Annotated in this window: 25 protein-coding genes; all 25 read right to left on the bottom strand. The window is 36.7% G+C overall.

The window, feature by feature from the left end:
• Nucleotides 1–12 precede the first annotated feature (12 nt).
• Nucleotides 13–561, bottom strand: coding sequence for a sugar transferase (locus KO511_RS09265; RefSeq protein WP_215987161.1), 549 nt, complete (start codon nt 559–561; stop codon nt 13–15).
• Entirely contained in the window at nt 558–1,514 is a 957-nt protein-coding gene (locus tag KO511_RS09260; RefSeq protein ID WP_215987160.1) for a UDP-glucose 4-epimerase family protein, read from the bottom strand. Before KO511_RS09260 ends, KO511_RS09265 begins: the two co-directional genes overlap by 4 nt.
• Nucleotides 1,511–2,251: a glycosyltransferase family 2 protein gene (locus tag KO511_RS09255; RefSeq protein WP_215987159.1), complete on the bottom strand. Its 741-nt coding sequence runs from the start codon at nt 2,249–2,251 to the stop codon at nt 1,511–1,513. The genes KO511_RS09260 and KO511_RS09255 overlap by 4 nt, the downstream gene beginning before the upstream one ends.
• A gap of 6 nt (nt 2,252–2,257) precedes the next feature.
• Entirely contained in the window at nt 2,258–3,448 is a 1,191-nt protein-coding gene (gene manA / locus KO511_RS09250; protein WP_215987158.1) for a mannose-6-phosphate isomerase, class I, read from the bottom strand.
• Between the two features lie 84 nt (nt 3,449–3,532).
• Nucleotides 3,533–4,960, bottom strand: a complete 1,428-nt coding sequence (locus KO511_RS09245; RefSeq protein ID WP_215987157.1) for a phosphomannomutase — start codon at nt 4,958–4,960, stop codon at nt 3,533–3,535.
• A 20-nt stretch (nt 4,961–4,980) separates the two neighbouring features.
• Nucleotides 4,981–6,411, bottom strand: a complete 1,431-nt coding sequence (locus KO511_RS09240; RefSeq protein ID WP_215987156.1) for a mannose-1-phosphate guanylyltransferase/mannose-6-phosphate isomerase — start codon at nt 6,409–6,411, stop codon at nt 4,981–4,983.
• Nucleotides 6,412–6,567: 156 nt separating this feature from the next.
• Nucleotides 6,568–7,533: a GDP-L-fucose synthase gene (gene fcl, locus KO511_RS09235; protein WP_215987155.1), complete on the bottom strand. Its 966-nt coding sequence runs from the start codon at nt 7,531–7,533 to the stop codon at nt 6,568–6,570.
• Between the two features lie 11 nt (nt 7,534–7,544).
• Entirely contained in the window at nt 7,545–8,651 is a 1,107-nt protein-coding gene (gene gmd / locus KO511_RS09230) for a GDP-mannose 4,6-dehydratase (protein ID WP_215987154.1), read from the bottom strand.
• Nucleotide 8,652: 1 nt separating this feature from the next.
• Nucleotides 8,653–9,894 (bottom strand): glycosyltransferase, encoded by a 1,242-nt coding sequence (locus tag KO511_RS09225; protein WP_215987153.1) that lies wholly within the window; start codon nt 9,892–9,894, stop codon nt 8,653–8,655.
• Entirely contained in the window at nt 9,875–10,909 is a 1,035-nt protein-coding gene (locus KO511_RS09220) for a glycosyltransferase family 4 protein (RefSeq protein ID WP_215987152.1), read from the bottom strand. Before KO511_RS09220 ends, KO511_RS09225 begins: the two co-directional genes overlap by 20 nt.
• A complete protein-coding gene (locus KO511_RS09215; protein WP_215987151.1) occupies nt 10,902–11,846 on the bottom strand; it encodes an acyltransferase family protein in 945 nt (314 codons plus the stop codon). Before KO511_RS09215 ends, KO511_RS09220 begins: the two co-directional genes overlap by 8 nt.
• On the bottom strand, nt 11,821–12,603 hold the full coding sequence (locus KO511_RS09210; protein ID WP_215987150.1) for a glycosyltransferase: 783 nt from the start codon (nt 12,601–12,603) through the stop codon (nt 11,821–11,823). The genes KO511_RS09215 and KO511_RS09210 overlap by 26 nt, the downstream gene beginning before the upstream one ends.
• Nucleotides 12,593–13,801 carry a glycosyltransferase family 4 protein gene (locus tag KO511_RS09205; protein ID WP_215987149.1) on the bottom strand — a complete coding sequence of 403 codons (1,209 nt, stop codon included), beginning with the start codon at nt 13,799–13,801 and terminating at the stop codon, nt 12,593–12,595. The genes KO511_RS09210 and KO511_RS09205 overlap by 11 nt, the downstream gene beginning before the upstream one ends.
• Nucleotides 13,798–14,556 (bottom strand): class I SAM-dependent DNA methyltransferase, encoded by a 759-nt coding sequence (locus KO511_RS09200; protein ID WP_215987148.1) that lies wholly within the window; start codon nt 14,554–14,556, stop codon nt 13,798–13,800. Before KO511_RS09200 ends, KO511_RS09205 begins: the two co-directional genes overlap by 4 nt.
• A complete protein-coding gene (locus tag KO511_RS09195) occupies nt 14,553–15,656 on the bottom strand; it encodes a DegT/DnrJ/EryC1/StrS family aminotransferase (protein ID WP_215987147.1) in 1,104 nt (367 codons plus the stop codon). Before KO511_RS09195 ends, KO511_RS09200 begins: the two co-directional genes overlap by 4 nt.
• Nucleotides 15,653–16,084 (bottom strand): hypothetical protein, encoded by a 432-nt coding sequence (locus KO511_RS09190; RefSeq protein ID WP_215987146.1) that lies wholly within the window; start codon nt 16,082–16,084, stop codon nt 15,653–15,655. Before KO511_RS09190 ends, KO511_RS09195 begins: the two co-directional genes overlap by 4 nt.
• Nucleotides 16,062–17,294, bottom strand: a complete 1,233-nt coding sequence (locus tag KO511_RS22430) for a glycosyltransferase (RefSeq protein WP_215987145.1) — start codon at nt 17,292–17,294, stop codon at nt 16,062–16,064. The genes KO511_RS09190 and KO511_RS22430 overlap by 23 nt, the downstream gene beginning before the upstream one ends.
• Nucleotides 17,295–17,316: 22 nt before the next feature.
• A complete protein-coding gene (locus KO511_RS09180) occupies nt 17,317–18,207 on the bottom strand; it encodes an FkbM family methyltransferase (protein ID WP_215987144.1) in 891 nt (296 codons plus the stop codon).
• Nucleotides 18,207–19,874, bottom strand: coding sequence for a hypothetical protein (locus tag KO511_RS09175; protein ID WP_215987143.1), 1,668 nt, complete (start codon nt 19,872–19,874; stop codon nt 18,207–18,209). The genes KO511_RS09180 and KO511_RS09175 overlap by 1 nt, the downstream gene beginning before the upstream one ends.
• Nucleotides 19,871–21,379, bottom strand: a complete 1,509-nt coding sequence (locus KO511_RS09170) for an oligosaccharide flippase family protein (RefSeq protein WP_215987142.1) — start codon at nt 21,377–21,379, stop codon at nt 19,871–19,873. The genes KO511_RS09175 and KO511_RS09170 overlap by 4 nt, the downstream gene beginning before the upstream one ends.
• Complete coding sequence (locus tag KO511_RS09165; RefSeq protein ID WP_215987141.1) at nt 21,376–22,593, bottom strand: hypothetical protein; 1,218 nt, start codon at nt 22,591–22,593, stop codon at nt 21,376–21,378. The genes KO511_RS09170 and KO511_RS09165 overlap by 4 nt, the downstream gene beginning before the upstream one ends.
• The gene (locus KO511_RS09160) at nt 22,586–23,563 is read right to left on the bottom strand and encodes a GDP-mannose 4,6-dehydratase (protein ID WP_215987140.1); all 978 of its coding nucleotides are present in this window, start codon (nt 23,561–23,563) and stop codon (nt 22,586–22,588) included. Before KO511_RS09160 ends, KO511_RS09165 begins: the two co-directional genes overlap by 8 nt.
• A gap of 111 nt (nt 23,564–23,674) precedes the next feature.
• Nucleotides 23,675–24,706 carry a nucleotidyltransferase family protein gene (locus KO511_RS09155; RefSeq protein ID WP_215987139.1) on the bottom strand — a complete coding sequence of 344 codons (1,032 nt, stop codon included), beginning with the start codon at nt 24,704–24,706 and terminating at the stop codon, nt 23,675–23,677.
• Between the two features lie 157 nt (nt 24,707–24,863).
• Entirely contained in the window at nt 24,864–25,532 is a 669-nt protein-coding gene (locus KO511_RS09150; RefSeq protein ID WP_215987138.1) for a PIG-L deacetylase family protein, read from the bottom strand.
• The gene (locus tag KO511_RS09145; protein WP_215987137.1) at nt 25,529–26,416 is read right to left on the bottom strand and encodes a methionyl-tRNA formyltransferase; all 888 of its coding nucleotides are present in this window, start codon (nt 26,414–26,416) and stop codon (nt 25,529–25,531) included. The genes KO511_RS09150 and KO511_RS09145 overlap by 4 nt, the downstream gene beginning before the upstream one ends.
• Nucleotides 26,417–26,647 lie beyond the last annotated feature (231 nt).

The raw sequence follows: 26,647 nt of genomic DNA, 5'->3' as shown, positions 1-26,647 counted from the left end.
TGGTACACATTTCTATTTAACCGCATCTCCACTACCACTCCCTGTAGCTGACCTTATTATATACTTAAAGTAGTCTCTTAGATTAAGTGTATCGATCATCTGCTTGTCAACCTTTGCCAGTAATTCAGGCGTGGACATATCGATATTTTGAATTTGGGCTAAGCCAGTAATACCGGGTAACACATCGTAAACACCAAGTGCATCCCGCTTAATAATTAATTCCTGCTGATTAAATAAGTTAGGACGTGGGCCAACAAGGCTCATATCACCTTTGAACACATTAATCAGTTGTGGGAGTTCGTCAATCTTAGTTCTGCGCAAAAAAGAACCAAACTTTGTAATAGAAGTCGCACTGGCGAGATGACTCGCTACAGATTGAGTTTCCACAAACATGGTTCTGAACTTTACTAACTTGAAGGGTTTCTTGTTACGTCCTACTCGCTCTTGAAAAAAAATTGGTGAGCCTGTATCAAAGAAACCAATCATAGTAACAATCACTAGTATAGGTAATAAAAAAATCAACCCTAAAAGAGCTGCGAAACAATCAATAAAACGAATCATTTTTTACCATTATTCTTAGTATGTAGGAAAGCTTTAGCTGCTTTTGCGAAGCCTTCTTGTAATGTTTGTGGAGGGGTCCACCCTAATGTTTTTTTTGTATATTTAATATCCACTTGCAAAGAACCAGTCAATCTATCAATAACATCTGATTTATTAAACAGCTTACCTGCAAGAATGTAACACCAAACAGGAAGAGGTAATTGCCATTCTGATTTACCTAGAGCAACAGCCATTTCACGAACCATTTCCGACGTAGAAATATCATGGTCATCAGAAACTAAAAAAACTTGATCCGCTGCCTTTTCACTATCAATACAGGTGATAATAAGATCGACAAGATTATCAAGAGAAACCAAGCTACGTCTGTTTCCTGTAATACAACCAAAAGGCATAGGAATTCCTTTCGATACCAAATTCATCAAAGAGGCGAAGTTAGCCTTAACACCAGGACCATATATTAACGTAGGTCTAATGATGACAACATCCATCTCTGTGAGTTTACTCAACTGTCGTAGCTCAAGTTCTGCTTCTGATTTTGACAATCCGTAATTATCAACTGAAGCATGGTCATCATCCATCCGAAAAGGATGATTATACTTTGTTTTCTCTCCATTAACCTTGATACTACTTATAAAAATAAACCGTTTAACTCCAGCTTCAATCGCTTGTTTAGCGAGATTAATAGTCCCTTTTGTATTAACCTCTCTAAATAGCTTTAACGGCTCACAAGATTTATCCACCATGAGGTGGACGCGCCCAGCACAATGAATTACGGTTGAACAGCCACTTAAAGCCAATGAGTAGTCATCGTGCCCGTTTATTTCTGCGCGTTGAAATCGGTAAGCTTTATGCTTGTTCTCTTTCCCTCGGTCAAGAAGCGATAATTCTCGGTTTTGACACAACTCAACTATACGGGAGCCGAGGAACCCATTGGAGCCAGTAATCAAAATCATTTAAATATTAACCCCATTATTTTTTCTGGATACTTACTAAGCACAGATAACCAAGAGCAAGGTACTCCATTATTTCTGCACGACTGTATGATTTCTTTATTGAGCAATAGGCTTGCCGATATACCAGAAGTACTAACGCCACCTTCTCTCATCTTAACGATTTCTTCTTGTAGGTATGAGATATTGGTATCAGGGAAAGAAAATGCTCTAACCAAGTAATCAAAGTCTGCAGCAATTTTAAAATCTAAGCTATACAAACCGATACGATGAACAAGTTCCTTCTTGAAGTAGCATGAAGGATGGGCAGGCATAAACCCTCTAGAAAACTTTGATTTATAGAATCCTTTAGATGAATAGTGTCTTGTTTTTTTTGTGAAAAAAAAATTATAGAACCCGACATCACCATATACACCTTCAACATCTCTTGCATGCTGAACAATATTCGCAATTGTGCTTTTTTTAGCTAGTATATCATCTGAATTTAATATTCCGATCAAGTCTCCCGATGCATGCAATAGACCTTTATTCATCGCATCATAGAGACCATTATCATTTTCGCAAATAATAACATCAATAACATTACTATGCTGATGTACGATTTCCATTGTATTATCTGATGAGTTTCCATCTATAACGATATACTCAATGTCTTTATAAGTCTGACTTGCAATCGACTTAATCGTATCTTTAATGGTTCTCTCTGAATTATAACACACGGTAATGATTGAAACTTTCATAGTCACCTAACAATAAGCTCTAGCTACAGAGCCTTTACCTGATATGCGGTATTTACCTAACGATGCCGGAAGAACCACAGATTCTCCTGCGCGCAATACTCTACTTTCCATATCCGTAATAAGCGTCACTTGATTCGACAAGCACAGCAGTATCTCTGGTGAAGTTGTAGTTAAAGATATTGTATTCCGAAGTTTCAATACATCAAAGTTAAAGTCTTCAACTGGAACAGGGTACACCTCTCGATTATTTTGGATACCATGATGATTTAAAATCAAGCTTTCGAAAGTAATAGGCTGAAATTTTGTATTTTTAATTAATTCTTCAATATCAATATACTTAAGTGTCAAGCCTGCCCTTAAGACATTATCTGAGTTAGCCATTACTTCGATAGCCAACCCTTGAATATATGCGTGAGGGGTTTCAGGATACAAAAACATCGCCTCTCCTGGTTGAAGTTCAACGACATTCAACAACAGTGGTCCAAACAAACCGATATCTTCTGGGTAAATACCACAGAGTCGAGAGATAAGTGATGATGCTTGATAAGCAAAGTGATCTTCATCTATTGTTTTTACTGCCCCTAGAAGCTCATTAATAACCTGTACTTTCAACTTTTCCTCTAACGAGAGTAATGCGGTAAAAAAGACCTCTAGAGTCAATGAGTTCGGTTTTTTTTTAAAAGGCTGAAAGATTTCTTTCAACGTAGGGAGCCCCATAGCATCAAAATTTGCCACAATCTGATCGAATTCTCGAAAGCCATTCATGGCAAGATACGGAGTGAGCGCATATACAAACTCAGGTTTGTGGTTTGGATCCTTAAAATTGCGATTTGGAGCATCTAGCGCTACCCCTTGCTCATTTTCTTCAGCGAAGCCTAATTCAGCAGCCTTTTTCGATGGATGAACTTGTATGGACAAGGGTTCTTCTGCAGCTAGAATTTTCATAAGAAAAGGGAGCGATGAGGCACGCCCCTTGGAGCCCTTCCCCAACCAATAGTCCGGGTTATTAGCAATAACATCACATAAAGAAACATCAACGCCAGCTTGAGATATACGGGAGCTTGCGGAAGGGTGAGCTCCCATCCAAATTTCCGCTTGGCGTTCAAGTGTCGAGTTATCGATACCGAAGTAGTCTCGAATAGCAGTACGACTTCCCCAAGAGAAGTTCTTTATTGGGTTATTTAACGTATAAATCATAAAACTGACGCTCAGAAAGATAGAGCCATGCTTTTACACATAGCTCTGTTATTGGTTATTCGCTGATTCTAAAGTCATCAAAAGCTAAATTAACCTGATGCCCTCTAACACTTTCTCAACCAAAGCAACCGCATCTTCCATTCGATCAGCTTCCGCATAACAACGCATTTCAGGAGCATTACCAGATGGACGTAAATGAATGACTGTACAGTTGGATAACTCTAATCTTAAACCATCGGTGCTATCAACACTAATAACATTAAACTCTGACAAATCCAGAGCCTCTAATAACTGTTTAGTATCTTGACGGCCACTCTCCAATATCGATAACCCCTGTTCTGTAGCAAAATTTTTAATACGGTCACTATGGGTGAAGCGCTGTGGCAAGCTGCTTACCAAGTTTTTAATAGATGATGTTTTCGCTAAAAAAAGTAACATTAACGCTGGTAAAATGGCGTCTCGCGTTGGTAAAGCTTTTAAAAGTTTACCATTCACAGGGATATCACTTCCCAGCATATATCCCCCATTAGCTTCAAACCCAGCAATCCTTTGATAAGTTTCAGCTAATTCAGGAAATTCAGCGATGACATAAGGTGATCCAATTCGAGTTTTTGAAACAGCTTTAAATTCAGAAGATTCCGCGATAATTGTGTTGCAATTAACAGGTATTGCTAGCGCATCAACTTGAAGCGCTTTCGAGCAAAGAAAACCTAGGATATCGCCTCTCAGCCATTCACCGTTCTCATTAGCAACTAATGGACGGTCACCGTCTCCATCAGTGGAGAAAATAAAATCTAAATTATACTGCTTGGACCATAAACGAGCTTTCTCTTTATCAGACTCAGCTACCGCTTCTGTGTCAATAGGGACAAACTCGTCAGTACGCTCTAAAGAGATAACTTCGGCACCAAGCGACTTAAAAAGCCCTTGATAAATATCTCTTCCAGCACAAGAGTGCTCATAAATCCCAATACGCTTATCTGCTAGGAAATCTCCATCAAACAAATCAACATAACGCTCTCGATACAGCTCAGCAGCTCTTAAATCAATCGTTAGCTCAGGCAATTTATTGATAGCTCGAAAATATACTTTCTCGGTTAAGATAGCCTGCTCATCTGCCTTTGTGATCTCTCCATCTGGACGATAGAACTTAATTCCATTGCGATCAAATGGAATATGAGACCCCGTCACCATTATACACGGCATGCCATCTTGCATAGATGTATACGCTAGAGCTGGAGTCGGCACAACACCATAGTAAACGGGCTCTATACCAGCATCAGTAAGCGCTTGAATGATAGCTTGCGCCATTGCTAGGCTACTTGGACGGTTATCAATTGCAACAGCCACTTGAGTGAAGGTAAAACTTTCACGCATTGATACGACAAATGCATGAGTAAATGCAGCACATACGTCTGATGTAAACTGAGTTACGAGACCTCGTGCACCACTAGTGCCGAATTTAACACCAGAAGCACTAAGCACTTCGCTACTGATTCGTTGTGTTACCATAATTTAATCTCAATGAGTAGTTAGTAGTCGCCACCAAACTTAGATGCTTGCTCATCAAAGCGAACAATATCGTCTTCTTCTAAGTACACCCCAGAGCGAACTTCTATGAGCTCTAAAGGTACCTGTCCTGGATTTTCTACAGAATGGGAGGTCCCTACTGGAATGTAGGTTGATTGATTCTCAGTAAGAAGGAAAGTCTCGTTACCTTTTGTCACTTTAGCCGTACCTGACACGACAACCCAGTGTTCAGCTCTATGGTGATGCATCTGAAGAGCTGTTTTCTCTTGTGGCTTTACTAACACCTGTTTCACTTGATAACGCTCGCCCTGAGATACAGTTTCATGAGAGCCCCATGGTCGAAATATTTCTTGATGTTGCTGACACTCTGTTCGATTTTGTTGTTTCAGCAGATTTACGATCGACTTTACATCTTGAACTTTATCTTTATGGGCTACTAATACCGCATCTTTTGTCTCTACGACGACAAGGTTTTCAACGCCAACTGTAGCAACAAGCTTGTTTTGGGAATAAATATAACTATTATTAGTTTGCTCAGTTAAAACATCTCCCCTAGTAGCATTGCCCTGATCATCTTTATTATTCACTTCCCAAAGTGCTGACCAAGAGCCAACATCACTCCAGTTTGCATCCATTGGGACAACAACAGCTTTGTCTGTTTTTTCCATTACTGCAAAATCTATTGACTCATCAGGAATCTGCGTGAACAAATCTGGTGGCATACGAATAAAGTCTAGGTCTTCAAAATGACTCTGATAAGCCCGCTCACAAGAAGATGCTATATCTAGTCGGTGTATTCCAAGTTCTTCGAGATATGTCGAGGCCTTGAACAAAAACATACCACTATTCCATAGATATTCACCATTTGAGAGGTACTGCTGAGCTTTGAGAAGATCAGGTTTCTCAACAAAGCGGCTTACACTATAACCACCAGAACAACCCTCACTGTCTATGCTCATCCCTTTCTTGATATACCCGTACCCAGTTTCAGGTGAAGTCGCCTTAACACCAAATGTCACCATCTTACCAATTTTCGCATAAGGTAATGCTGTTAGAACCGACTGATGAAACGCTTTATCATCCCGGATCACATGATCAGCAGCCAAGACTAACAGCAATGCATCTTCATCTTTTTCAACAGCAAATTTTGCTGCAAGAGCTATAGCTGGCGCCGTATTACGCCCAATAGGCTCTAAAAGAATACCTGAATGTTGAGAATTGACCCGACGCAATTGTTCAGCAACTAAGAAACGATGCGATTCATTGCAAATTAAAAAGGGGTCTTGATGATCTAATCCTGACATTCTGGATAGCGTTTGTTGAAGCATAGTCAGCTCGCCAGTGACCGCTAAAAACTGTTTGGGGTATTTAGTTCGAGATAGGGGCCAAAGTCTACTACCAGAGCCACCAGCCATAATCACAGGTATAAGCATATAAACTCTTTGTTCAAAGAAAATACTGAAAAATCAATTCAACATATCATATCATTAAGCTTCGAAGAGAGACTGTAAAATTCAGAAACATTTAGTCTATTTTATTGAGTTGCGCCCGAAATCCATCATGGCGCACTAAAAACGCGGCCTCAACAATCACCTTCTATAGGCATCTTGGTTATCTAAAAACCATTGATACGTTCTAATCAATCCTTCTTCCAAAGTTGTTGATGCTTCCCACCCAAGCTCTCTAATTTTTGACACATCCATCAATTTTCTAGGAGCACCATCAGGCTTCGAGTTATCAAATTCGATTTCACCTTGAAAGCCTACGACCTTTGCAACTGATTCAACTAACTCTCTAATGGTACAGTCTACCCCAGAGCCAAGGTTTATATGACTAAGCATATCCTCACTTTGCTTCTTATAGATCGCTTGATCTAAATTCATGACAAATATAGAGGCATCCGCCATATCATCAACATACATAAACTCTCGCCTTGGATTTCCACTTCCCCATGCAACAACTTTTCGGGCTTTTTTTATTCTAGCTTCATGAAAGCGACGTATTAAAGCAGGAATCACGTGTGAGTTTTCTGCATGAAAGTTATCATTTTCACCATATAGATTAGTTGGCATGACACTTCTATAATCTCTATTGTGTTGACGGTTGTATGACTCACAGAGCTTAATGCCCGCTATTTTCGCAATGGCATAGGGCTCGTTTGTTCGCTCCAGAGTCCCTGTAAGCAAAAATTCCTCTTTCATCGGTTGTTCAGCCTGCTTAGGATAAATGCAAGATGATCCAAGGAAGAGTAACCGCTGAATGCCAGCATTGTGAGCTGAATTGATTACGTTGCATTGCACTTGAAGATTTTCATAAATAAAATCTGCAGGAAACATATTATTTGCTTGGATACCACCAACTTTGGCAGCTGCCAAATAAACTTCGTCTATAAGGTTACTCGTAAAAAAATTATCGACATCAGCCTGATTGGTTAAATCTAAGTTTTGACGTTCACAAGTAATTACTTGCACATTTTTGTATGATTCTAGCTTACGAACTATCGCCGAACCAACCATGCCTTTATGTCCAGCAACAAAGACTCTTTTGGTTGTCATATCTTACCCCGTTAACTCTCTAAAGAGATACTGACATCAAAGCCATGCTCTTTCAGCACTATATGCTGTTTCGCTTTCAACAGATCTTCAGCAACCATCTCTGAACACATTTCTTCAACAGATATTTCTGGAGTCCAACCAAGAACACTTTTAGCTTTTGTTGGATCGCCTAACAGTGTTTCCACTTCTGCTGGGCGGAAGAAGCGCGGGTTCACTTTAATAATTACATCACCAATACTCACTTTAGGAGACTTAGCTTCATCAATACCAATGACCTTGCCAACTTCATCAACACCCTCACCGGAAAACTCTAGTTCAATGCCCACTTCTTTAGCAGACATACGAACAAACTCACGAACAGAAATTTGCTTACCTGTCGCAATAACAAAATCTTCCGCTTTTTCTTGCTGGAGCATCATCCACTGCATGCGAACGTAATCTTTTGCATGCCCCCAGTCGCGAAGGGCATCCATATTACCGAGCTCTAAACAGGATTCTATTCCTTGAGAAATATTAGCTACAGCTCGTGTAATCTTGCGTGTAACAAATGTCTCTCCACGGCGAGGAGACTCATGGTTAAACAAAATTCCGTTACATGCATACATGCCGTAAGATTCTCGATAATTCACCACTATCCAATAAGCGTACATTTTAGCTACGGCGTACGGAGAACGAGGGTAAAAAGGCGTAGTTTCTCGTTGAGGTATTTCCCTCACCTCACCATAAAGCTCCGAAGTCGAAGCTTGATAAAATTTAGTCCTATTTTCCAAACCATTAACACGTATTGCTTCTAGTAGACGAAGTGTACCCATTGCGTCGACATCTGCAACATACTCAGGCGACTCAAATGAGACTGCAACATGTGACATAGCCCCTAAGTTATAAATTTCGTCTGGTTGAATGTCCTTGACTAATCTAACCAAGTTACATGAGTCAGTTAGGTCACCATAATGAAGTTGAATACGAGCTCCATGGCTAACCAGAGGATCAATACGTTCAGTGTTGTAAGATGAAGCTCTGCGAATGAGACCATGGACTTCATAACCTTTTTCAACCAATAGTTCAGCCAGATAAGAACCATCTTGCCCTGTAATACCTGTTATAAAAGCCTTTTTCATACTAATTACCATTCGTCATTTTATAAATATCATGCCATTGTTTAGAAATCACATCATTACTATAACGTTTAAGAATATGATCACGTCCCAACTTGCCCATTTTTTGTAACTCGTCATCCGTTAGTGCCATAGTTAGCTCGATAGATGATGCGAACTTCGCGACATCAAATGCTGGAACGAGAAAGCCTGACTCTCGATCTGAAACTATATCAGTCAAGCCGGAGTTATCAAAAGCAATCACTGGTGTTCCACATGATAAACTTTCAGCGGCCACTTGCCCAAAGGATTCTATCCTGGAGGGTACAACCGTTACATCTGCACTACTATAAACTTTTGCTAACATATCTACTTCATAGATCTTACCTAACTCTATGTGCTTGAAGCCACAAGTAACAGAAACTCCAGATTTATCCCCACCAAAACTTAACAATACCGCTTTCCTAGCTTTTTTATTTACTCTTTGCAAAGCACTTTTAAGCAAGTCATATCCTTTCAAGTAACTTTTACCACCAGAGGCCCCATATAAAATAACGAAATCAACATCCTCCAACTGGAAACAAACACGAACATCACACTTCTTAAATGGCTTGAATACGTTAGTATCTATTGCATTACCAACCACATCTATATGTACCTTCGAGAAAATTTCACTCGCATTAGCCTTATTCTTCAGATACAGAGAGGGAGCTGTAACTATAACATTACTCTTTCTAAGAAGAGCATTTAATTGAAGTTTTCTACGGTAGAAAAACGCCTCGAAAAAATTGTACCTCTCTGGCTGAATCTCTTCCAAAACACAGTGTTCATAGTTTGAAAACAGCCAGTCATCATGCATCGTAATTATGACTTTTCTATTGTCGTTATCTTTTAATATTTTTTTAATTAAAGAGATTGAAATCGTGTCGTTATTAATCCAGTGCATATGTATAATACAAGCTTGGGATTTCAATATATGTTTTTTTACATGTCTAGATGAGAATAAATTAAGAGACTTTTTACCAACTCCATTTCGACAAAAAACTGTTAGTAAAGCATACTCAAAAATCCTTAAAATATAGTGGAAAGCAAACTGTAGTCTGGTTGGGCCCAACACTAATTTATTATTTGATTTTTTTTCAGCCACAATAACTTGTATTTCTTCTGCAAAATTCAGAGTGCGAACTTGCCGAGTTGCAGCTATAGCTGCTCCACCGCGTCTATCAGAAAAAGAATATACCTCGATTTTATTTTTTGTACTGTTCAACTTGATACTCTTCTAATGCATTGAAATCATACTTACTGACACGACAAGAATATTCATAATAATTTTCCTTTAAGTAAGACAACTTTTTGGACAGATCACCTTCATCATAAATATCATAAGCCAACCCTAGGTTTGTATCCAAAACTAGGTCTTGCATACATCCAACTTTATTTGAGCAAATAATTGGCAACCCAGAAGCAAGAGCTTCTTCTATAACTAACCCCCAAGGTTCAGAAATAGAAGGTAGAACAAATATATCATGCGCCGAGTATACTTCCGGCAACCTATTGTTATCCACGTAGCCTTCAAAAATAATATTATCAAACCCTCTAGACACTTCTTTCAAAGTCAATTCATCAGGACCACTACCTACTATTGTTAAAGAGAATCCTTCTAACTCCGCTATAACTTTAATTAACTTTTCCAGACCTTTCTCTGGAGACAACCTTCCAACATAAAGCAAGTTCCCCAAGAATTTTCTACCAATAGGTCGTTTAATATTACGGTTATTATTTCTAATGCCTACACCTAAAGTCTTAACCATCTCATTAGTATAATTAAACTCGTCAAGAAGAGCCCTATGAGCCTTGCCACTATAATAAACTCGATTTATCAACTTCAGAAATAGCTTCTTCAATAATGAGCGAAATCCAGCAACCTTAGAATCATTGATACTAGATTCCAAACATAGAGCATTTTTCTTATTGGGGCTTAAAAGAGCAATTACCCAAAACTCCATCAAATCCCAACCACCAATAGCAACTTGCTTATAATTTGTCATCAACAGCTCCTTCACCAACTTAAAACAAGAATGAAAACGAGATCTACTTTCAAATGAAGTATCACTTAATACAACGTAATCGAAGTGATAATTAGATACTGTAAAATCAGAATTTCGGATGACTGAAGATTGACCAATGAATAACACTTTTACTTTTTTTTCTTTTGCTATTTCATTATACAAGTTACATTTATAAAAAGAAGGCAAATGAGTTACAAATACTAAATCATACATATTCAAATATCTTCCAATGACTGAATTTATGCTTTAAAAAGATAACTGGTGATAAAAGAAGCACAGAGCCGAAAAATGTGGCATACCATAAATTGTCACCTAAAAACACATTAAAGAAAACAAACGAGATATTATTTGTATACGGATGAAGAAGGTAAATAAGCATCAAAGAAGGAGTAACAAATGAAAGCACCTTTGAGAATAAACTAAACCTAAACAATGTTAATAAAGGATAAACCAGGCAAAACAAAAAAATTGGAAATAGAATTTGTGATATATTTCCTGGCACTTGCCCTCCACCAATATCAAAATAGGGAAGTTTATCAATAAAGAGAAGTAGATATAAGACCGAAAAAATCCAAGCCGCATTCTTATTTGTCGCGCTGAATCTGAAGTATAAATGTCCAAAAATAATATAAGAACAAACAAAGTACGCTTTCCCCACCCCAAAAGGAAGATTGACAATGTATCTAACAACATCAAGCTCTGTCATTAAAACAAAGGAAAGGAAAAAAGAAAACAATAAAAACCTTTGATTCAACATATAAAAAGACATTTGTTTTCCCAAAAATAACACTGGCAAAAACCAAAGAGCAAACCCATAGTATGCAGCTTCTGAATTTATAAAAAAATAAGCATCTATAAGCACTTCAAAAATAGAAGATAAGTCTCTACTTAAAATAATTCTTTTCAATATTTCAGTAACAAAGCCAAGTATAGAGAAAACTAAGAAAGGAAGTAAAAGTCTTTTGGAGTCCTTAACTATTATATTTTTAAAAATAACGTTCTTATCGAGAAAAAATCCCGATAAGATGAAGAAAAATGGCATATGGAAAGAAAAAATAGAATAAGTATAAGGAGAGTTTATATGACCAAGTACAACCAAAAGTGACAGAACAACCTTTAGTATATCAGCCGGATAATTTCTTAAATACATTTAAGACCTTCTTCACATAATACTTACTAAGAATAAAAACATTGACCAATGAAAGCAAAGTAGGTGACGCCACCTTGTTTCTTCTCTTTATCAAATCATACTCATTTAGGACCTCTCTGATTCTACCAGCACCAACCCCTCCACTCATCCACTCTGCAACCATCACATCTTTCAATATAACATTTGGGAAAGAGTGATAGGCTCTCAAAAGATGCTCATAGTCCATCGCGTATCGACAGTCTAAACTGAACTTTCCATATTTATGAAAAAACAAAGACGATGTCAGGAGTCCTTGATGAGGTAAAGACATTCGAAATAAAAGAGAGCGTTTTTTAAATTCACTAAAATTTGGATTAATACCTTGTACTTCACCAGTCAAAATATCAACTCTTTTAACTTTACCGCAAACCAAAAAATCCTGCTGGTAGTCAACATCACTTAAAAGCTGAGACAAAGATTCACTCGAACAAAATTTATCACCAGCTCCTAAAAAGTATACATAACCAGGTTCTATACTCTCTAACCCTTTATTAAATGCATCACTGATACCCTCATCATTTTCTGAGACAAAATAATCTATAGAATCACAAAACCTTTCAATGACAGAATGAATACCATCATTTGACCTACCATCAATAATAATAAGTCTTTTATTAGAGTAAGACTGGTCATTATAGGAAGTAATAGTTTCAATTAAGTCTTCTGATTGATTGTAAGTCGCACATACAACGTTAACCACTGCCCCTTTACTGACCATTTCTTCTACCCCATCGCTTGCTAATATAACAATATTTATTAAAAATTCTTAATAACCCATCAATAAACTCGTCTTCGCCCCAGCTGGATAGTACTTCCTTGCCCTTTGCATCCATATAATCCTTGGAATAGTCGCCTTTGATTAGCTTTAGCAGCTTTTCCACCAAGCTTTTGGGGTCGTTTAAGTCGACATAAAAAGCAGCATCTCCTAACTGCTCCCGAAAAGAAGGGACATCAGAATAGCAAACAGCTGTACCGTAGTGTAATGCCTCTAGCGGTGGGATATTGGTTGGCCCTAGCAATGTAGGCATTACTAAAGAAAGCGACTGTTTGTATAAAAAAGGCATCTCTGACTGATCAACAAAACCCACATAATGTATTAAGTCCTCAACCCCGATATCTTTAGCGTAGTTGAGCACATAGTCCAAGTTCCCTTTATCAGATCCTGAAAAAACAACCGAAATGGAAACTCGGTGGACTTTACGCAAAATAGATATCGCGTCTAAAATATAGATATGGTTCTTATGTGGCCAAAACTGAGCTGGATAAAAAATATAGTTATTATCTATTTTATATTTAGATTTAATATCTATATACTCATGAGAGTCTCTATCTATACAAGGTAAAAATTTTAATACTTCAACACGACTCTCATCTAAATTATATTTATCTATAGCTCGTTTAAAACCGTAATGAGAATCAACTGTCACAGCAAAAGCCTTGCTTAAGCAGGACTTATACATTTCTTCTCTAAGAAGAAATTGCCCATCACCGGAAATGTCAGGAAACTCGGGATAGTCTAAATGGCCTAAATCCCACAAGGTAAATATATAGGAAGTTTTAATTAAGCTACTTGCCAAAGGGTTAGGATATAGAAAGTAGATAAGATCGATATCGTCCTCGATAATTTTCTTCTCAAAAGTTGATATTTGCTTATTAAACGAATTTAATAATTTAAACCCAAAAGTTGTAGAAACGAAGCTTCGATGTAACTTACTTAACATACCTTCGTTCAATTTTATAAAATCTAAATTTAATGCGGCATGTTCATGAATAGTTGAACTTTCTAGACAGTAATACTTAAATGAAAAATCTTGATAATTCGCTCCAATACTATTTATAAGAGAAAGTGTTCTATGCTCATATTGAAAACCTCCCCCCGACTCAAATCCACTACCAACAACAACACCGACATTCATCCTTTAACTACCCACACAACATTCCAACTACTCAGCTTTGGTTCTTCATTAGTTAACCATTCATATTTATCAATGACTTCAAACCCCAACTGGCTTAGAATCAATTCTAATTCTGGGTCAAAAAAATATCTCATTGAGTGTGTTTCTTTTTTTACAACCTTGTCCCCTGATAGTAAATCATCAATATGTATTTCATAATTGACCTCTACTATATTACTAGCAACCTTTAATTCTGGCTCTGCTAATCTTGTAACTTTAATATCTTGGTTACTTAATCTCTTAACTCTCGTAGCTGGCAAGTCGCTAAGTACTGCAGGTCCATACCAAAAATCGAAGATAAAATATCCACCGGGATTCAAGTGGTTTTTAATCTGGTTTAGAGTTTCGGCGAGAGCCGTATTATCATTTTGGTAAGACATGACATGAAACAAAGAAACTATCACATCAAACTTTTTATCAATTGAAAATGTCCTAGAATTTCCTAGACTAAATGAAATGTCATCGCTGCTCTTTGACTTATTTCTTTCTCTTGCTAGGTCTAACATCTCAGAGCTCAAATCGATACCATGTACTGAAAACCCTTTATCAAAAAAAATCTCTGCATGTTTTCCCGTACCACAGCCAATATCTAAAAGTGATTTTTTTCTTGCATCAGTAGGCAACAGGGAAACAACATACTCTACTTCTGATAAATAACTCTTATCTTCATACATCAAGTCATAGAATTTAGAGTATAATTTACCAAATTGACTCATAATAAAACCTCTCGTATTGCGTCTGACACGTATTCTATTTCTTCATTTTGTAAAGCAATTCCACTTGGTATATAAAAACCTTTTTTATAGATTGCTTCACTATTGGGTAGGCTTACCGCTTTAAATAGTCCCATTTCATTGAATACTGGTTGTTGGTGCATTGGATAAAAGAATGGCCTTGTACCAATCCCTTTACTTTGCAGCATATTCATAATATCTGAGACACGATATTCATCATCTTTTAATAAAATGGGATACACCCAGTAAATGTTTTCACAATACTCAGTTTTAGGTATGGGTAAGTGTATAGAAGCAATATCGGACAGAGCTTCATTATATAATCTGCCAATTTCTCTTTTCCTGGTAATGGTTCTTTCAATTTTCTCCAACTGAGCAACTCCAACAGCAGCTTGAAGATTTGTCATCCGATAGTTGTACCCTATTTCATCGTGGATGAACCTTTCTTGACCGAAGCATAAGTTTCTAATTTTTCGAGCTCTTTCATCAAGAATTATGTCGTTTGTAAGAACCATCCCACCTTCGCCAGTGGTTATAAGCTTGTTTGGATAAAAACTAAAGGTGCTAATATCGCCAAAACTACCACATTTTTTTCCTCGATATTCTTGACCAATCATCTGCGCTGCATCTTCTATAACTTTTAGATTGCGCTCTTTAGCTAAATCCAAAATAGGCTGAATATCAACTGTTAGCCCATAAAGATGTACAACCATTATGGCACTTGTCTTAGAGGTTACTTTACTAGCTATATCCTCTACTTTTACATTAAAGGTTCTGGGATCACAATCCACAGCGACAGGCATCAAACCATTTTTAATGATTGATTGAGCACACGAAATAATAGTGAAAGTAGGCATAATAACTTCACTACCCAAAGGGAGCGAAAGAGCTTGGATAGCGATATCCAAAGCGGCACTGCCATTAGCACACGCAATAGCGTGCTCACGCCCCATATATGAAGCCATTTGATCTTCAAACTGGTTAACAAACGGCCCTTCGCTACTAATCCATCCACTATCAATACATTCTATTAAATAACGCTTCTCATTCCCATCAAGAAGGGGGGTGTTTACAGGTATCATTTTACGACTCTCACATCACAATCCATAACAGGCTCAAAACGAACCTTGTCGAGCTCACCAGCATAGGGGCCTTGTTTAATCTCAATAATTTCGCTGTCCTCAAGCATAACAAAACCATGGCCACCATATGCTAATAGAACAACATCTCCTTGGTGAAGAATATGACTTTCCAAGTAAACTTGATCATCGCTATAATAATCCACTCTAACTTTACCACTTTTAATCACCAACACCTCTTGTGTATATTTTACATCTCTAGGAACCGGGTTATGTGTGTGAGGGGGAATAACATAGTTTTCTGGGCGATGCATATACGCTAGTTGCTGTGAAAATTCATTGGGAGTAAAAAATTCTATTCCCTCAGAGTGATAATTATTTCTAATTATCACTGACAATAAACGGTCGTTATAATGAACCTGTTGAATCATCGAGAACCTCTTTCAAAATTGATTTAGCTTCCAATTTTAATGCTTCAACACTGTTAAACTCGCATACAAGATTGAGGCAGGCATCTGCCATATTTTTCGCTAATTCTTTTTCATTGATTACTCTAATAGTATGAAGGGCAAAATCTTGCGCTGTATCCGCAAGTAGAAGATGCACCCCATCTTCTATAGGTAAGCCTTCTGCCCCAAGAGTAGTTGATACTGTTGGTATATGACAAGCAGCCGCTTCTAGTATCTTAAATCGAGTACCTGATTCAAACATTAATGGTACGACTGAAACCGCTGCTTGTGATAAATATGGTAACACGCTATCAACTTTTCCCAATATGGACACATTCTTATTATTAATATCAGCCAAGGTTTCAATGGATCCCGAACCAACTATATTCATGTGTACTTCTGGAATTTTTAATACAATAAGAGGTAAAATATCATTAATGAACCACCGCGCAGCTTTATCCATCGCTGAATTAGGACTAAAAGAGCCAGCAAGATATATTGTTTTTTCCTTGGAGTCTCCGACTTCTTTCAGATTAGAATCATAGTCATCAATATCGACTACATTAGAGAAAACTTTCACCTTCTGCTTCACACAAGATAAAGTACGGTAGTAATTAGCATCAACTTCCGATACAGCTGTTACTATATTTGATAAGTCAACCAGCTTCTTTTCTTCAAGTTCCTTCTCGCTTCCTAGCTTTTTGATTAACTCTTTTCGTTGCGGGTCATTTTCAAATGGGACTTCTCGTAGGATAAACCTAGACCAAACACTATCTGTATCACATACGATAAAAAGTTCTGAGTTTAGCTCTCGAACTCTTTTTATCAAATTATAAGAAATATTCCCATAGCCGAACCATACACACCTGATCCCATTTTTATATGCATACTCAACAATAAAGCGCGCATCTTTATCCAACAAAGAACAAAAAGTAGAACGCTTTATTCGTTGCAGCTTTCTTATATACTTATTGAACGATAAATTTCTTATTGAGGGCACATAATCAAATTTACATGCAATTTTAGCATAAAAATTTTCTGCTACATCTCCACCTAAATCATACTTCGGTGTCTGAGATATGACATGCAACTCACACATTGCAGACAAAGCCTTTATCGAGTTTTTTATACGTAGTTGTGGGCCACCTGCGGATGGGTATTGTACACTTGGACTTGTAAATAGCACTTTCACTTATGTATTCCTAAAATTTTATTTACCAAGCAAAGAGTATATATGGACGAGATGGAGTGAAGTACCCGTACATTCCACGAAACTCGATATTATAGTCTGGATTAATGGATTTAATTATCTCTGCGCACTTGGAAGCATTCTCGTAGCTATGGTAGACTGCAATAGCAAGGTTAGGTTTAAGATCTCTTAATGTTTTTTCAGCACCTAACAGCGCATCCATCTCAGCGCCTTCAATATCCATCTTAACTAAACCTCTCGATAGATCCAATCCATGGGTTGCAGAAATTTCGTCTAGCGTAGTAACGCGGACCTTATTCTTTTTATATTTGCAACTACTATCACTTTGTACCCCAAGAAACGAATCGCATGGGTTGCTTGCATTATATACAAAATCCATTTCATCATTTTTCTTACCTAGTGCACATTGTTCCAAAAAAAATTGACCCAATTCAATTTCCTTATGGAAGCTCTGCCCCAAGGCCGACTTCATAGCTTGAAGCGGTTCAATAGCTATAACTTTGCAATCTCTATTTTTAGAGAAAATAAACTTCGAATAAAAACCTTCACAGCAACCAGCATCAATAACCCAACTTCTATCAGTGTGAGACATCATTGGGTGGTCATAAGAGGAAGGGTTCTCAGAAAATTCGTCAAAAATTTCATGATATAGCCAAGGTAAATCATCATGACTATAATCTACAGGCCAGAAAATTTCTGATTTATCAAATGATACCTTATTAAGGTAATCCTTATTAATAACTTTTGGGGGATCTAACTTTACGCCAATTTCAGTCTTATATAACTCAAGATCACATTTACTAAATTTGTATGTTCCTCTGGGAAACCAAACCTCAAATTTAAGTTCACAATATTTATAGTCGCGCTTTACTCTATTTAAAATTCTATTAAACATTAACTTTCCTTTATCCACCGATCTGAACGAAGAATCGGCGCGCCTTTGACAATTGAATCCAATATATAGTCTAAGTGCTCGTTATGGCCTGGTTTCAAATCTTCTATACTGTCTATTAGTATGTTTACTCTTCCATTATTATCTTTTGAATGGTCAAAAGACACTAGGCCATGCCTAGTGTAATAGTGAAAAAAGTTGAACTTCAAGAATTTCTTCGCCAACTTTTCTACATCTGAGTTGTCTGAGATACCTACACGTAACTCCCTTTCTAAGTTATAGAAATACTCTTCTAGCGTTTCAGGATCGCAAGTGAAGCCATAGCTTCGATAGTGGGATTTACCAGCTACTATAACTGACTTTCCTCTTGCTGCCATCTCTATACCTACCGATGTTGTGAACACTAAGCCAATAGATGCAAAAGGCAATAATTGATAAACAGATACAGCAGCCTTAGGAGAAATGAAAATTACATTATCAGGAAGTAAAGTGAACACCTTCTCTAACATAGATTGAACAGTTTCAATTGTCTGAGGTATTTCTGGGTAATGCTCTGCAGGATGGGACTTAATAATAAGTTGATAATCTGGGTTATCTCTGAACCATCTAATTGTTTGGATTATCCATTCCCCCATAGAGGAAGTAAATACTTCTTTATTCAACGCAGCTAAATCCCACACAACATTGGAGGATAGCAATGCAGTTGGCTTAGTCTTGTCTATCAAACTAAAATCAAAGTACTCATCTTTATAATCCGATAAAGATGCTGTATCAATGATCATATCTCGACCACCCTCTCTATCTTTTAGCCACTGATTAACACGGCTCTCTTCATCTGGAGTTAGTTCCTGTTTTGAATAGCTTTCCCAAGATGGTTTAAAATTGAGGCTCATCGAGGCATCATTGTAAGCATAGCTCCAGCCTCCGACTCGTGTTCCGCTCCAGTGGGAATAAAAAGGGATGCCATTCTCTTTGGCTATCAATTCCCATAGCTTCCACATTCCATAAAAGCTGTCATTAGAAATTATTCGTGTTGGTTTTACTTTACTTATAATCTTTTTAATCGCGAACTTAATAACTAGCAGATTTTTTAAATGAGACCTTCCGAGTTCTTCATGCCCATAAATAAGAGATTTATCAGCAACGACATAATTATTTACCAGTATATCTTTCGCCCATAAACCTATTTCCCAACCGCTAGAATCTTTGTAATCAACCCAGCCTCCTTCCGTGATTTTTCCCATTATGTTTTCAACTTCACGGTTATCTTCATCAGTAATATATGTGGAGTATTTATAAATATTTTTCTTATCGAGCTCACTCCACAGTTTTGATGAACACTTCTGACAATGAGCACAGCTAGAATCAAAATCCGTGTGATCTTTCCATACTCCCCCATACACGTTACATTCGATACTTTGTACACCATCGCAAAATGCAGAGAAAACTTCACAGCCTCTCATTTTCAGCGCTATTGACATTATTTTGTCATGAATAAATGAGGGCTCATAAATACTAAATGAATGAGAGAACAAGATTTTTTCACCATTAGGCACTATCTTTTCTTTTCTGAGTTGCTTGTGAAAAGCATTCAGTGTCTTAGAATTACCCATTTTATTGGATTGTACATCCCTGATTACTTCTTTGATACGGTTAGTAATTTTCTTCATCTAATTCTTCTCAAAAACACACTTTTTATTTTCATATAATCCTCTTTGTACAAGAAGAGTGACATGATAATCATGGTTGGAACAGTCATGATTATAAATAGCGATAAAAACATAAACCAAGTTTTAATGTCCACTAACGAATATAGGCCTAAATTAGTCACCATAATCAACACAAGAACTAGAAAAGGAAATAAATTCTTTACAACTATAGATTTCGGGTTTATACCAATATTTCTACAGTAGTATGGGAAAATAATAAAAACACCTATATAAGTAGAAATTACAGTCCCGATAATTACCCCGCCAAATCCGTAATATTTTACAAGAACGATACTCAACGTTAAATTAAGCAGTGCAGAAAAAATCCCATATATTTGAATATGTCTTATTTTATTCATTCCTATAGAGACAACCCCCAACACCCCGACAACCGGTGTTAATGCATATTGCAAGATAAATACTGATGACCATAAACCATAGACGGAATATTCATTTCCAACCCATAAAAATATAAAATCCTGTGCAAAAATGGCACTCAAATAAATTATGGGAGTATAAAATATCAAACTGTATCTAAATAGTTTCTCTGAAAATAGCTTTATATAGGTGGTATCGTTTGATTTACACGCTCGAAATATCACAGGTTGGACACTAGAGAGCAAAGAGGAATAAATACCTTGCAGTACATAAAATAATTTAGTGACAATCGAATAAATTGCCACATAGGAAATAGGAAGAAAATAAGCTAAGATTAATGTATCAACTTGGAATGATAACATTGCAATAAACTCTAAAATCATCAGCTTAAAACTAAAGCTTAATATAGATTTTCTGATTTTTTTATTTGGGATTTTCAAATCACATCTATATTCAGGGTTATAGATTTTATATATACAAATAAGAACCAAGCCAATAGATGATAATAATATATAGAATACACATAGCAAGGTTTTTAAAGAATACCCTTGTGACAACATAAGTATCAAAATAAGTGATGTTGAAACAGTAATAACTCCTTTAACGAGATTCAGGACTTCTTGCTTCATTAATCCAATAAAGAGTGCTTCAAATACCTTCATTGGCCAAAGTATCACAGCAAAAATAGAAGATATTGATATCATTGATATAAAAATATCGACATTATCCTCATCGAGAGATAGGAATTCTGCTAGGGTATGGCTAAAAGAATATAGAAATACTGATATAAAAAACCCTATAGTTATGTATATCAAAAGACTAAAGTTAATACATTGAAATTGTAGTTTCTTATCTCCTAATTCTTCACTTTCTGAAACATGTTTTATTATTCCACCAGATAGTGAAGTGTTAAGAAATATAAAATAGTTCATAACTGTCATATTAAGAAGCCACAAACTATAAAATTCATTCCCCATGTAGTTAATGAAAATTGGAACTGAGACAAAACCAATGATTGAGTTGATAATAAAAAATACTATATTTGAACTCGTGTTAGTAATAAAAGCTTTTACACTTCTAGCTGTCATATCCAACTCCCACAAGGCTGATTTCTTTTTGGAACACCATCATCAACCAGATACTTCTCTATAACAATTTTGATACTCAAGCAGATAATTAACGAGTAACCGAAACTCATGATATTAGGCCGCTGTAAAAGTAATAATGCCAGGCCTAAAATACAAAGGTCATGCCTAAATTTTAAACCAAAAATTATAAAAAATATAACAACCAAATAATAAACATGAGATAAACCAATCCCCAATAAATTTAGTAATGACAGGGGGTTCTCTCCGAAACTCTTAAAAGAACTATTACATAAATTAATATCAGTAATACAGCTTGAACTTACTCCCCAAAAAAAACTGTCTAAATTGATAAGGTCAATTGAGTTAGAGATGTGCTCTGCTCGATTATTACCAACTATACCTATGTTCTCGTCATACATAAACCTTCCAATAAAGTTGTCATAGAGCAAATCGACTACATGATGTTCACTAAATATAGCTAATAAAAAAAGAGGGAAAAACGAAGCTATTAATACTACTTTACTTATACTGTACTTAACCTTTCTTTCTTCTTGTAATAAATGTATAAAAGCATAAATTACTTGAGCAACACTTAACGTAATCATTCCCCCTAAAATGAGAAACCAGGTTTTTTGTTTAGAAAAACCTAACATATGCCTAGATGCGCATATAAAACAGATAAAGAATGACAGTGCCCCTGGCTCATCAAAAATACCAGCTGGCCGGATTAAACCATATAGTGACCAGTTGGTTAAGGTAGTGAGGTATAAGAAAACTCTTCTTCCATTATAATCAAACGTTATATTAGGATCCCCGCCTAAAATCGAGTAAATAAAGCCAATAAATGAAAAAATAATTATAAATATTAGTATATTACTAAAAACACCTACGATATATCTTAACTCATCTTCTCGAATATAACTTACAACTATCGAAGACATTAAAAAATAAATTGGAAAATATACTAGTTTTGCATCCAGCCAATAAAATGCCAATATTATAGCTAAAGCGACTATAAATACCAGATAGATAATTAGCACCAAATTTATTTTTCGAAAGGCTATGAACAAACAAGATAAAATAAAGCAAATTAACAAGCTAAATATATTTCCATTATTTCCAAAAAAATAAATATATATTGGTGTAACAGAAAATGCACTTGCCAAAAAAAATAATAATGCTAAGAATCTTCTAGTTACTAAGGCACTATTCATTATAGTTCACTTTATTTTTCTTGATCATCAAAGGAATTATATCTTTCATTCTCTTGCTTGGTTTCCAACCAAGATTTATATTGGCCTTGGTAGCATCGCCACAACTATAACGTATATCATTTGGTCTATGGAATTCATTAGAAATTTTGACATACTCTTTCCAATCCATGCCTAATTGTTTAAAAACAGTGCAAACAAAATCCTCAAGAGAGTTAGCTACACCTGTTGCAATAACATAATCCTCCGCATTGTCTTTTTGAAGCATTAACCACATAGCTTCCACATACTCAGGAGCCCACCCCCAGTCTCGCGAAATATCTAGACAGCCTAATTCTAAATGGACGTGATCTCCTCCAGCTATTTGTCTGGCAGTTGAAATTACTTTCTGGGTTACAAAATGCTTCGGTCTTAATGGCGATTCGTGATTAAAAAGAATACCAGTGCAAGCATACATTCCATAAGACTCTCTATAGCTATTTACAAACCAGTAAGCCGATACTTTTGCTGCTGCATAAGGGCTTTGGGGCTTAAATGGTGTATTTTCGTTGGCTGCTCTTCCTTTTGTATCACCAAAGCACTCACCAGATCCGGCATTATAGATTCTTATGTTCTTATCGTACTTTCGGCAAGCTTCCAAAACATTCAAAGTTCCTAAAGCAATACTACTAATGGTTTCAACCGGTTCCACAAATGACATTCCTACAGAAGACTGCCCCGCTAGGTAATAAACTTCATCCGGAGATGAAGCTTTTATAACTTCGAAGACACTTTGGTAGTTCTCCGGATTCATTGTAGTAACCATTACCTGATTCTGTATTCCAAGTTGCCTAAGGTTACCCAAATGAGCATCTCCCTTTTTTCTTGTCGTACCCCAAACTTCGTAACCTTTCGATATAAGAAACTTGGATAACCAACCGCCATCCTGTCCACTAACACCGCATATAAGAGCTTTTTTATTTTTTTGTTTCATAAACATTCCGAGTTTCAGAAATTTACCCGATGCAATAAAGTTAATGTGAAGCTATCAATCGTAAATACCTTTAACATAACTTCACATGTTCAGATTATTAGTCCCCAAAACTTACACCAAATCATCTATATCGAGATTAGCTTGTCTATAATCCTCTTTATGACCAATATCTAACCAATATTTATCAACATGAAAAATAGAAGGGTTAAGACTTTTATCAATTAAACTATTAAAAAGTGTAGGCATATCATAAAATGTATCTCTGGGTACGTGAGATAGAATAGAAGGGGAAAAAATATATATGCCTGCATTCACGTCAAACGAGTAGGTTGGTTTTTCCTCAATCCGCTGAATTGTTTTCTTATTATCAGTTTTTATGACGCCATAAGGTATATTATATTCGAATCTCTTAACACACATTGTTGCTAGTGTTTTTCTATCTATATGATATTGAAGGATCTCTTCAAAATCGACATCTGTCAGTACATCACCATTAATCACCAAAAAAGGTTCTTCTAGGTTTTTATCTATAAGGCTTAAAGCACCCGCGGTTCCTAAACGCTGTTTTTCTACGACGTAATCAATCGTCACTCCAAAGTTTTTTCCACCACCAAAGTAATCAACAATAACGTCTCGTTTATAGTTTAGGCAAAAGATAAAGCGGTGAAACCCCTGCTCTCTAAACTGCTCCACAATACGTTGCAGCATTGGCTTACCGCCTACATGCAACATTGGTTTTGGAGTGTGTTTAGTCAGATTTCCTAAACGGGTCCCTAAACCACCGGCCATGATAACGACTGTATTATCCTTTGAAACAAACTCAATTTCGTCTAAGGAAAAGATTGACTTCAGATTCCCTTTATCATCAATCAAAGGCATGTGACGCCGATGAGCATTCCTTAGATTTGCGACAACATCACTCTTGACCGCATGATAACTCATAGTCAACGGCTCTCTATTGATAATCTCATGCAGATCATCTGTTTGTCTTAAGATTGCACGACGTATATCACCATCAGTAACAATGCCAATCAAAGCACCTTGTCTATCAATAAAAGCTAGCAATCCAATACCACCACGATCTAATGCTTCTATGGCTTCATTTAGCTTGCTTTCAACCTTTAATAAAAACGTATGCTTCATCGTTAATATACCTCCTTGTGTCTATCGTTCATGACACAATAACTTCACCGCTAGACCATTTGCATCCAACTGGGACATAATTGATTCACTGAATTGGTACTCTCTAACTTCTGATGTTATTTTCTAGCTTTCTTGTTTTATCTATGCTGCCTAGGGCTCAAAGTATTTCCTTAATCAACATAAATGACTCTGCAGCTTCTGAGTTGCATTGTACACCTCGCACTCTCGCCAAAGCCTCTAGTGCAACCCTAGAACGAGGAAAGGGAAAGTCATGGACTTCTGATTCAAACATAGCCAAGATATCAAGCTTTTCTTCCAAATAATCAGTAATATCAATGAACACGTTAGGTTTGAACCCACCATCTTCAGGTTTCAAACCAAAATCAGTCTCTGATAGCGTTTCATAAGCGAGGACTTTCTTTACAAAAGGATAACGAAATGATTTGGTTGCAGACATTACCGCATCGTAAACAATTTCATGGTCACTATGGGCATCATTTCGATATACTGTAAACACTAACTCTGGTTCCAGTCGGTTGATAACTTGACTAATTGAGCCAATCACTTCCCCTTTAGGGCGCGTTTCCAACTGAGCTGGTGGAAATTCAAGCTGGTGGGTTTGACTAAAACCATATGCCTTCGACACTTTTTCTATCTCAAGCTTTCTAGCTCGAATTTGCTGCGCTGTAAAACCAGCTTTATCCGTCATTCCAGTAACTAAAAGCCAATGCACGATGTAGCCTTGATCGATGAATTTCAAAATACTTCCACCGCAGCCCAAGGTTTCGTCGTCAGCATGTGGAGCTACAATGAGCACCGTCTTCATATATGTTCACCAACTTCTAACTGATTTTCGTTTGGGGTATAAAGCCATATTGCGCCAGTACCTGACGTTTTAATTAACAAGCCATTCCCCTGTTTTGATAATACTTTTCCAGGCTCTATATCTCTGGGGAATTCCTCGAAAGATAAAACACTTCTTTGTACAGTAATGCATTGGTCATTGTACTTCATCTCAGCACCAGGATAAGGTGGAGCTAATGCTCTAACTAAATTATGAATGGATTCAGCGCTCATTCGAAAGTCAATAACACCATCTCTACGACTTCTTTTCCGCCAGTAAGTTGCTTGAGAATGATCTTGCTCTGAGTAACTAATAGTTCCAGAAACTAAGTCAGAAGCCAATTTACCCAATTGAATTTGCGATGAATCTAAAATTTTTTTATATAGACTCGTTGCGTTATCTCTAACCTCAATAGGTATTGGGACCTGACTAATTATTGGTCCTGAGTCAGCACCTTCATCCATTAAGAAAAATGTAGATGCCGTCTCCTCTAAGCCTAATACTAAAGCCCAAATAATTGGGTGTCTTCCCCGATTGCTTGGCAGTTGAGCTGGATGGTAACCAATCACACCCATTTTAGGTACATCAAGCACACGTTTGCTTAGTAAGTAACTCCACCCAATACAAAAAACAATATCGAGATCGAATCCTGCTAAAAAATCAGCAGTTTCCTCTTGCGCATTCGGGAGCTCAATCTGATAAGGTATATTATTTACTTCACAGATGTATTTTATGTCACAAAAATCAGAGTTAACTGTTGACTTCTCTTTAGTGACAACAGTGGCAATGGTCAGTCCTTCCACACCTAATAAAGTTTGCAGTGCTGCTCGGCTAGAGTCCACACATCCAATAAATCCTGCTCGCATTTTTATATAACTTTATGTCAAAATTGATTTAGAAATCGAAACTGCAACATGATCTCTTCTTAATTTTCAAAATGTTGTTTCCAAAAATTCTTTATAACACCAATTAGGATGGCTCTTATCATAAATTAGAACTTGGATTGTAATCACTCAATTGGCTAATCTCATCAAAATAGTAAACCTACCGCTCTTAATATTCTAATGCAATGCCTATTTACTGGGTAGGAAGAAGGC

Source organism: Vibrio hepatarius (assembly GCF_018860525.1).
GTDB classification, from domain to species: domain Bacteria; phylum Pseudomonadota; class Gammaproteobacteria; order Enterobacterales; family Vibrionaceae; genus Vibrio; species Vibrio hepatarius_B.
The sequence above is the reverse complement of the archived record's forward strand: the minus strand, read 5'-3'. Positions and strand labels throughout refer to the sequence as shown.

Coding starts and splice junctions, on each gene's coding strand:
- KO511_RS09265 (WP_215987161.1), bottom strand. CDS start 561: ATGATTCGTTTTATTGATTGTTTCGCAGCTCTTTTAGGGTTGATTTTT.
- KO511_RS09260 (WP_215987160.1), bottom strand. CDS start 1,514: ATGATTTTGATTACTGGCTCCAATGGGTTCCTCGGCTCCCGTATAGTT.
- KO511_RS09255 (WP_215987159.1), bottom strand. CDS start 2,251: ATGAAAGTTTCAATCATTACCGTGTGTTATAATTCAGAGAGAACCATT.
- manA (WP_215987158.1), bottom strand. CDS start 3,448: ATGATTTATACGTTAAATAACCCAATAAAGAACTTCTCTTGGGGAAGT.
- KO511_RS09245 (WP_215987157.1), bottom strand. CDS start 4,960: ATGGTAACACAACGAATCAGTAGCGAAGTGCTTAGTGCTTCTGGTGTT.
- KO511_RS09240 (WP_215987156.1), bottom strand. CDS start 6,411: ATGCTTATACCTGTGATTATGGCTGGTGGCTCTGGTAGTAGACTTTGG.
- fcl (WP_215987155.1), bottom strand. CDS start 7,533: ATGACAACCAAAAGAGTCTTTGTTGCTGGACATAAAGGCATGGTTGGT.
- gmd (WP_215987154.1), bottom strand. CDS start 8,651: ATGAAAAAGGCTTTTATAACAGGTATTACAGGGCAAGATGGTTCTTAT.
- KO511_RS09220 (WP_215987152.1), bottom strand. CDS start 10,909: ATGTATGATTTAGTATTTGTAACTCATTTGCCTTCTTTTTATAAATGT.
- KO511_RS09215 (WP_215987151.1), bottom strand. CDS start 11,846: ATGTATTTAAGAAATTATCCGGCTGATATACTAAAGGTTGTTCTGTCA.
- KO511_RS09210 (WP_215987150.1), bottom strand. CDS start 12,603: ATGGTCAGTAAAGGGGCAGTGGTTAACGTTGTATGTGCGACTTACAAT.
- KO511_RS09205 (WP_215987149.1), bottom strand. CDS start 13,801: ATGAATGTCGGTGTTGTTGTTGGTAGTGGATTTGAGTCGGGGGGAGGT.
- KO511_RS09200 (WP_215987148.1), bottom strand. CDS start 14,556: ATGAGTCAATTTGGTAAATTATACTCTAAATTCTATGACTTGATGTAT.
- KO511_RS09195 (WP_215987147.1), bottom strand. CDS start 15,656: ATGATACCTGTAAACACCCCCCTTCTTGATGGGAATGAGAAGCGTTAT.
- KO511_RS09190 (WP_215987146.1), bottom strand. CDS start 16,084: ATGATTCAACAGGTTCATTATAACGACCGTTTATTGTCAGTGATAATT.
- KO511_RS09180 (WP_215987144.1), bottom strand. CDS start 18,207: ATGTTTAATAGAATTTTAAATAGAGTAAAGCGCGACTATAAATATTGT.
- KO511_RS09175 (WP_215987143.1), bottom strand. CDS start 19,874: ATGAAGAAAATTACTAACCGTATCAAAGAAGTAATCAGGGATGTACAA.
- KO511_RS09170 (WP_215987142.1), bottom strand. CDS start 21,379: ATGACAGCTAGAAGTGTAAAAGCTTTTATTACTAACACGAGTTCAAAT.
- KO511_RS09165 (WP_215987141.1), bottom strand. CDS start 22,593: ATGAATAGTGCCTTAGTAACTAGAAGATTCTTAGCATTATTATTTTTT.
- KO511_RS09160 (WP_215987140.1), bottom strand. CDS start 23,563: ATGAAACAAAAAAATAAAAAAGCTCTTATATGCGGTGTTAGTGGACAG.
- KO511_RS09155 (WP_215987139.1), bottom strand. CDS start 24,706: ATGAAGCATACGTTTTTATTAAAGGTTGAAAGCAAGCTAAATGAAGCC.
- KO511_RS09150 (WP_215987138.1), bottom strand. CDS start 25,532: ATGAAGACGGTGCTCATTGTAGCTCCACATGCTGACGACGAAACCTTG.
- KO511_RS09145 (WP_215987137.1), bottom strand. CDS start 26,416: ATGCGAGCAGGATTTATTGGATGTGTGGACTCTAGCCGAGCAGCACTG.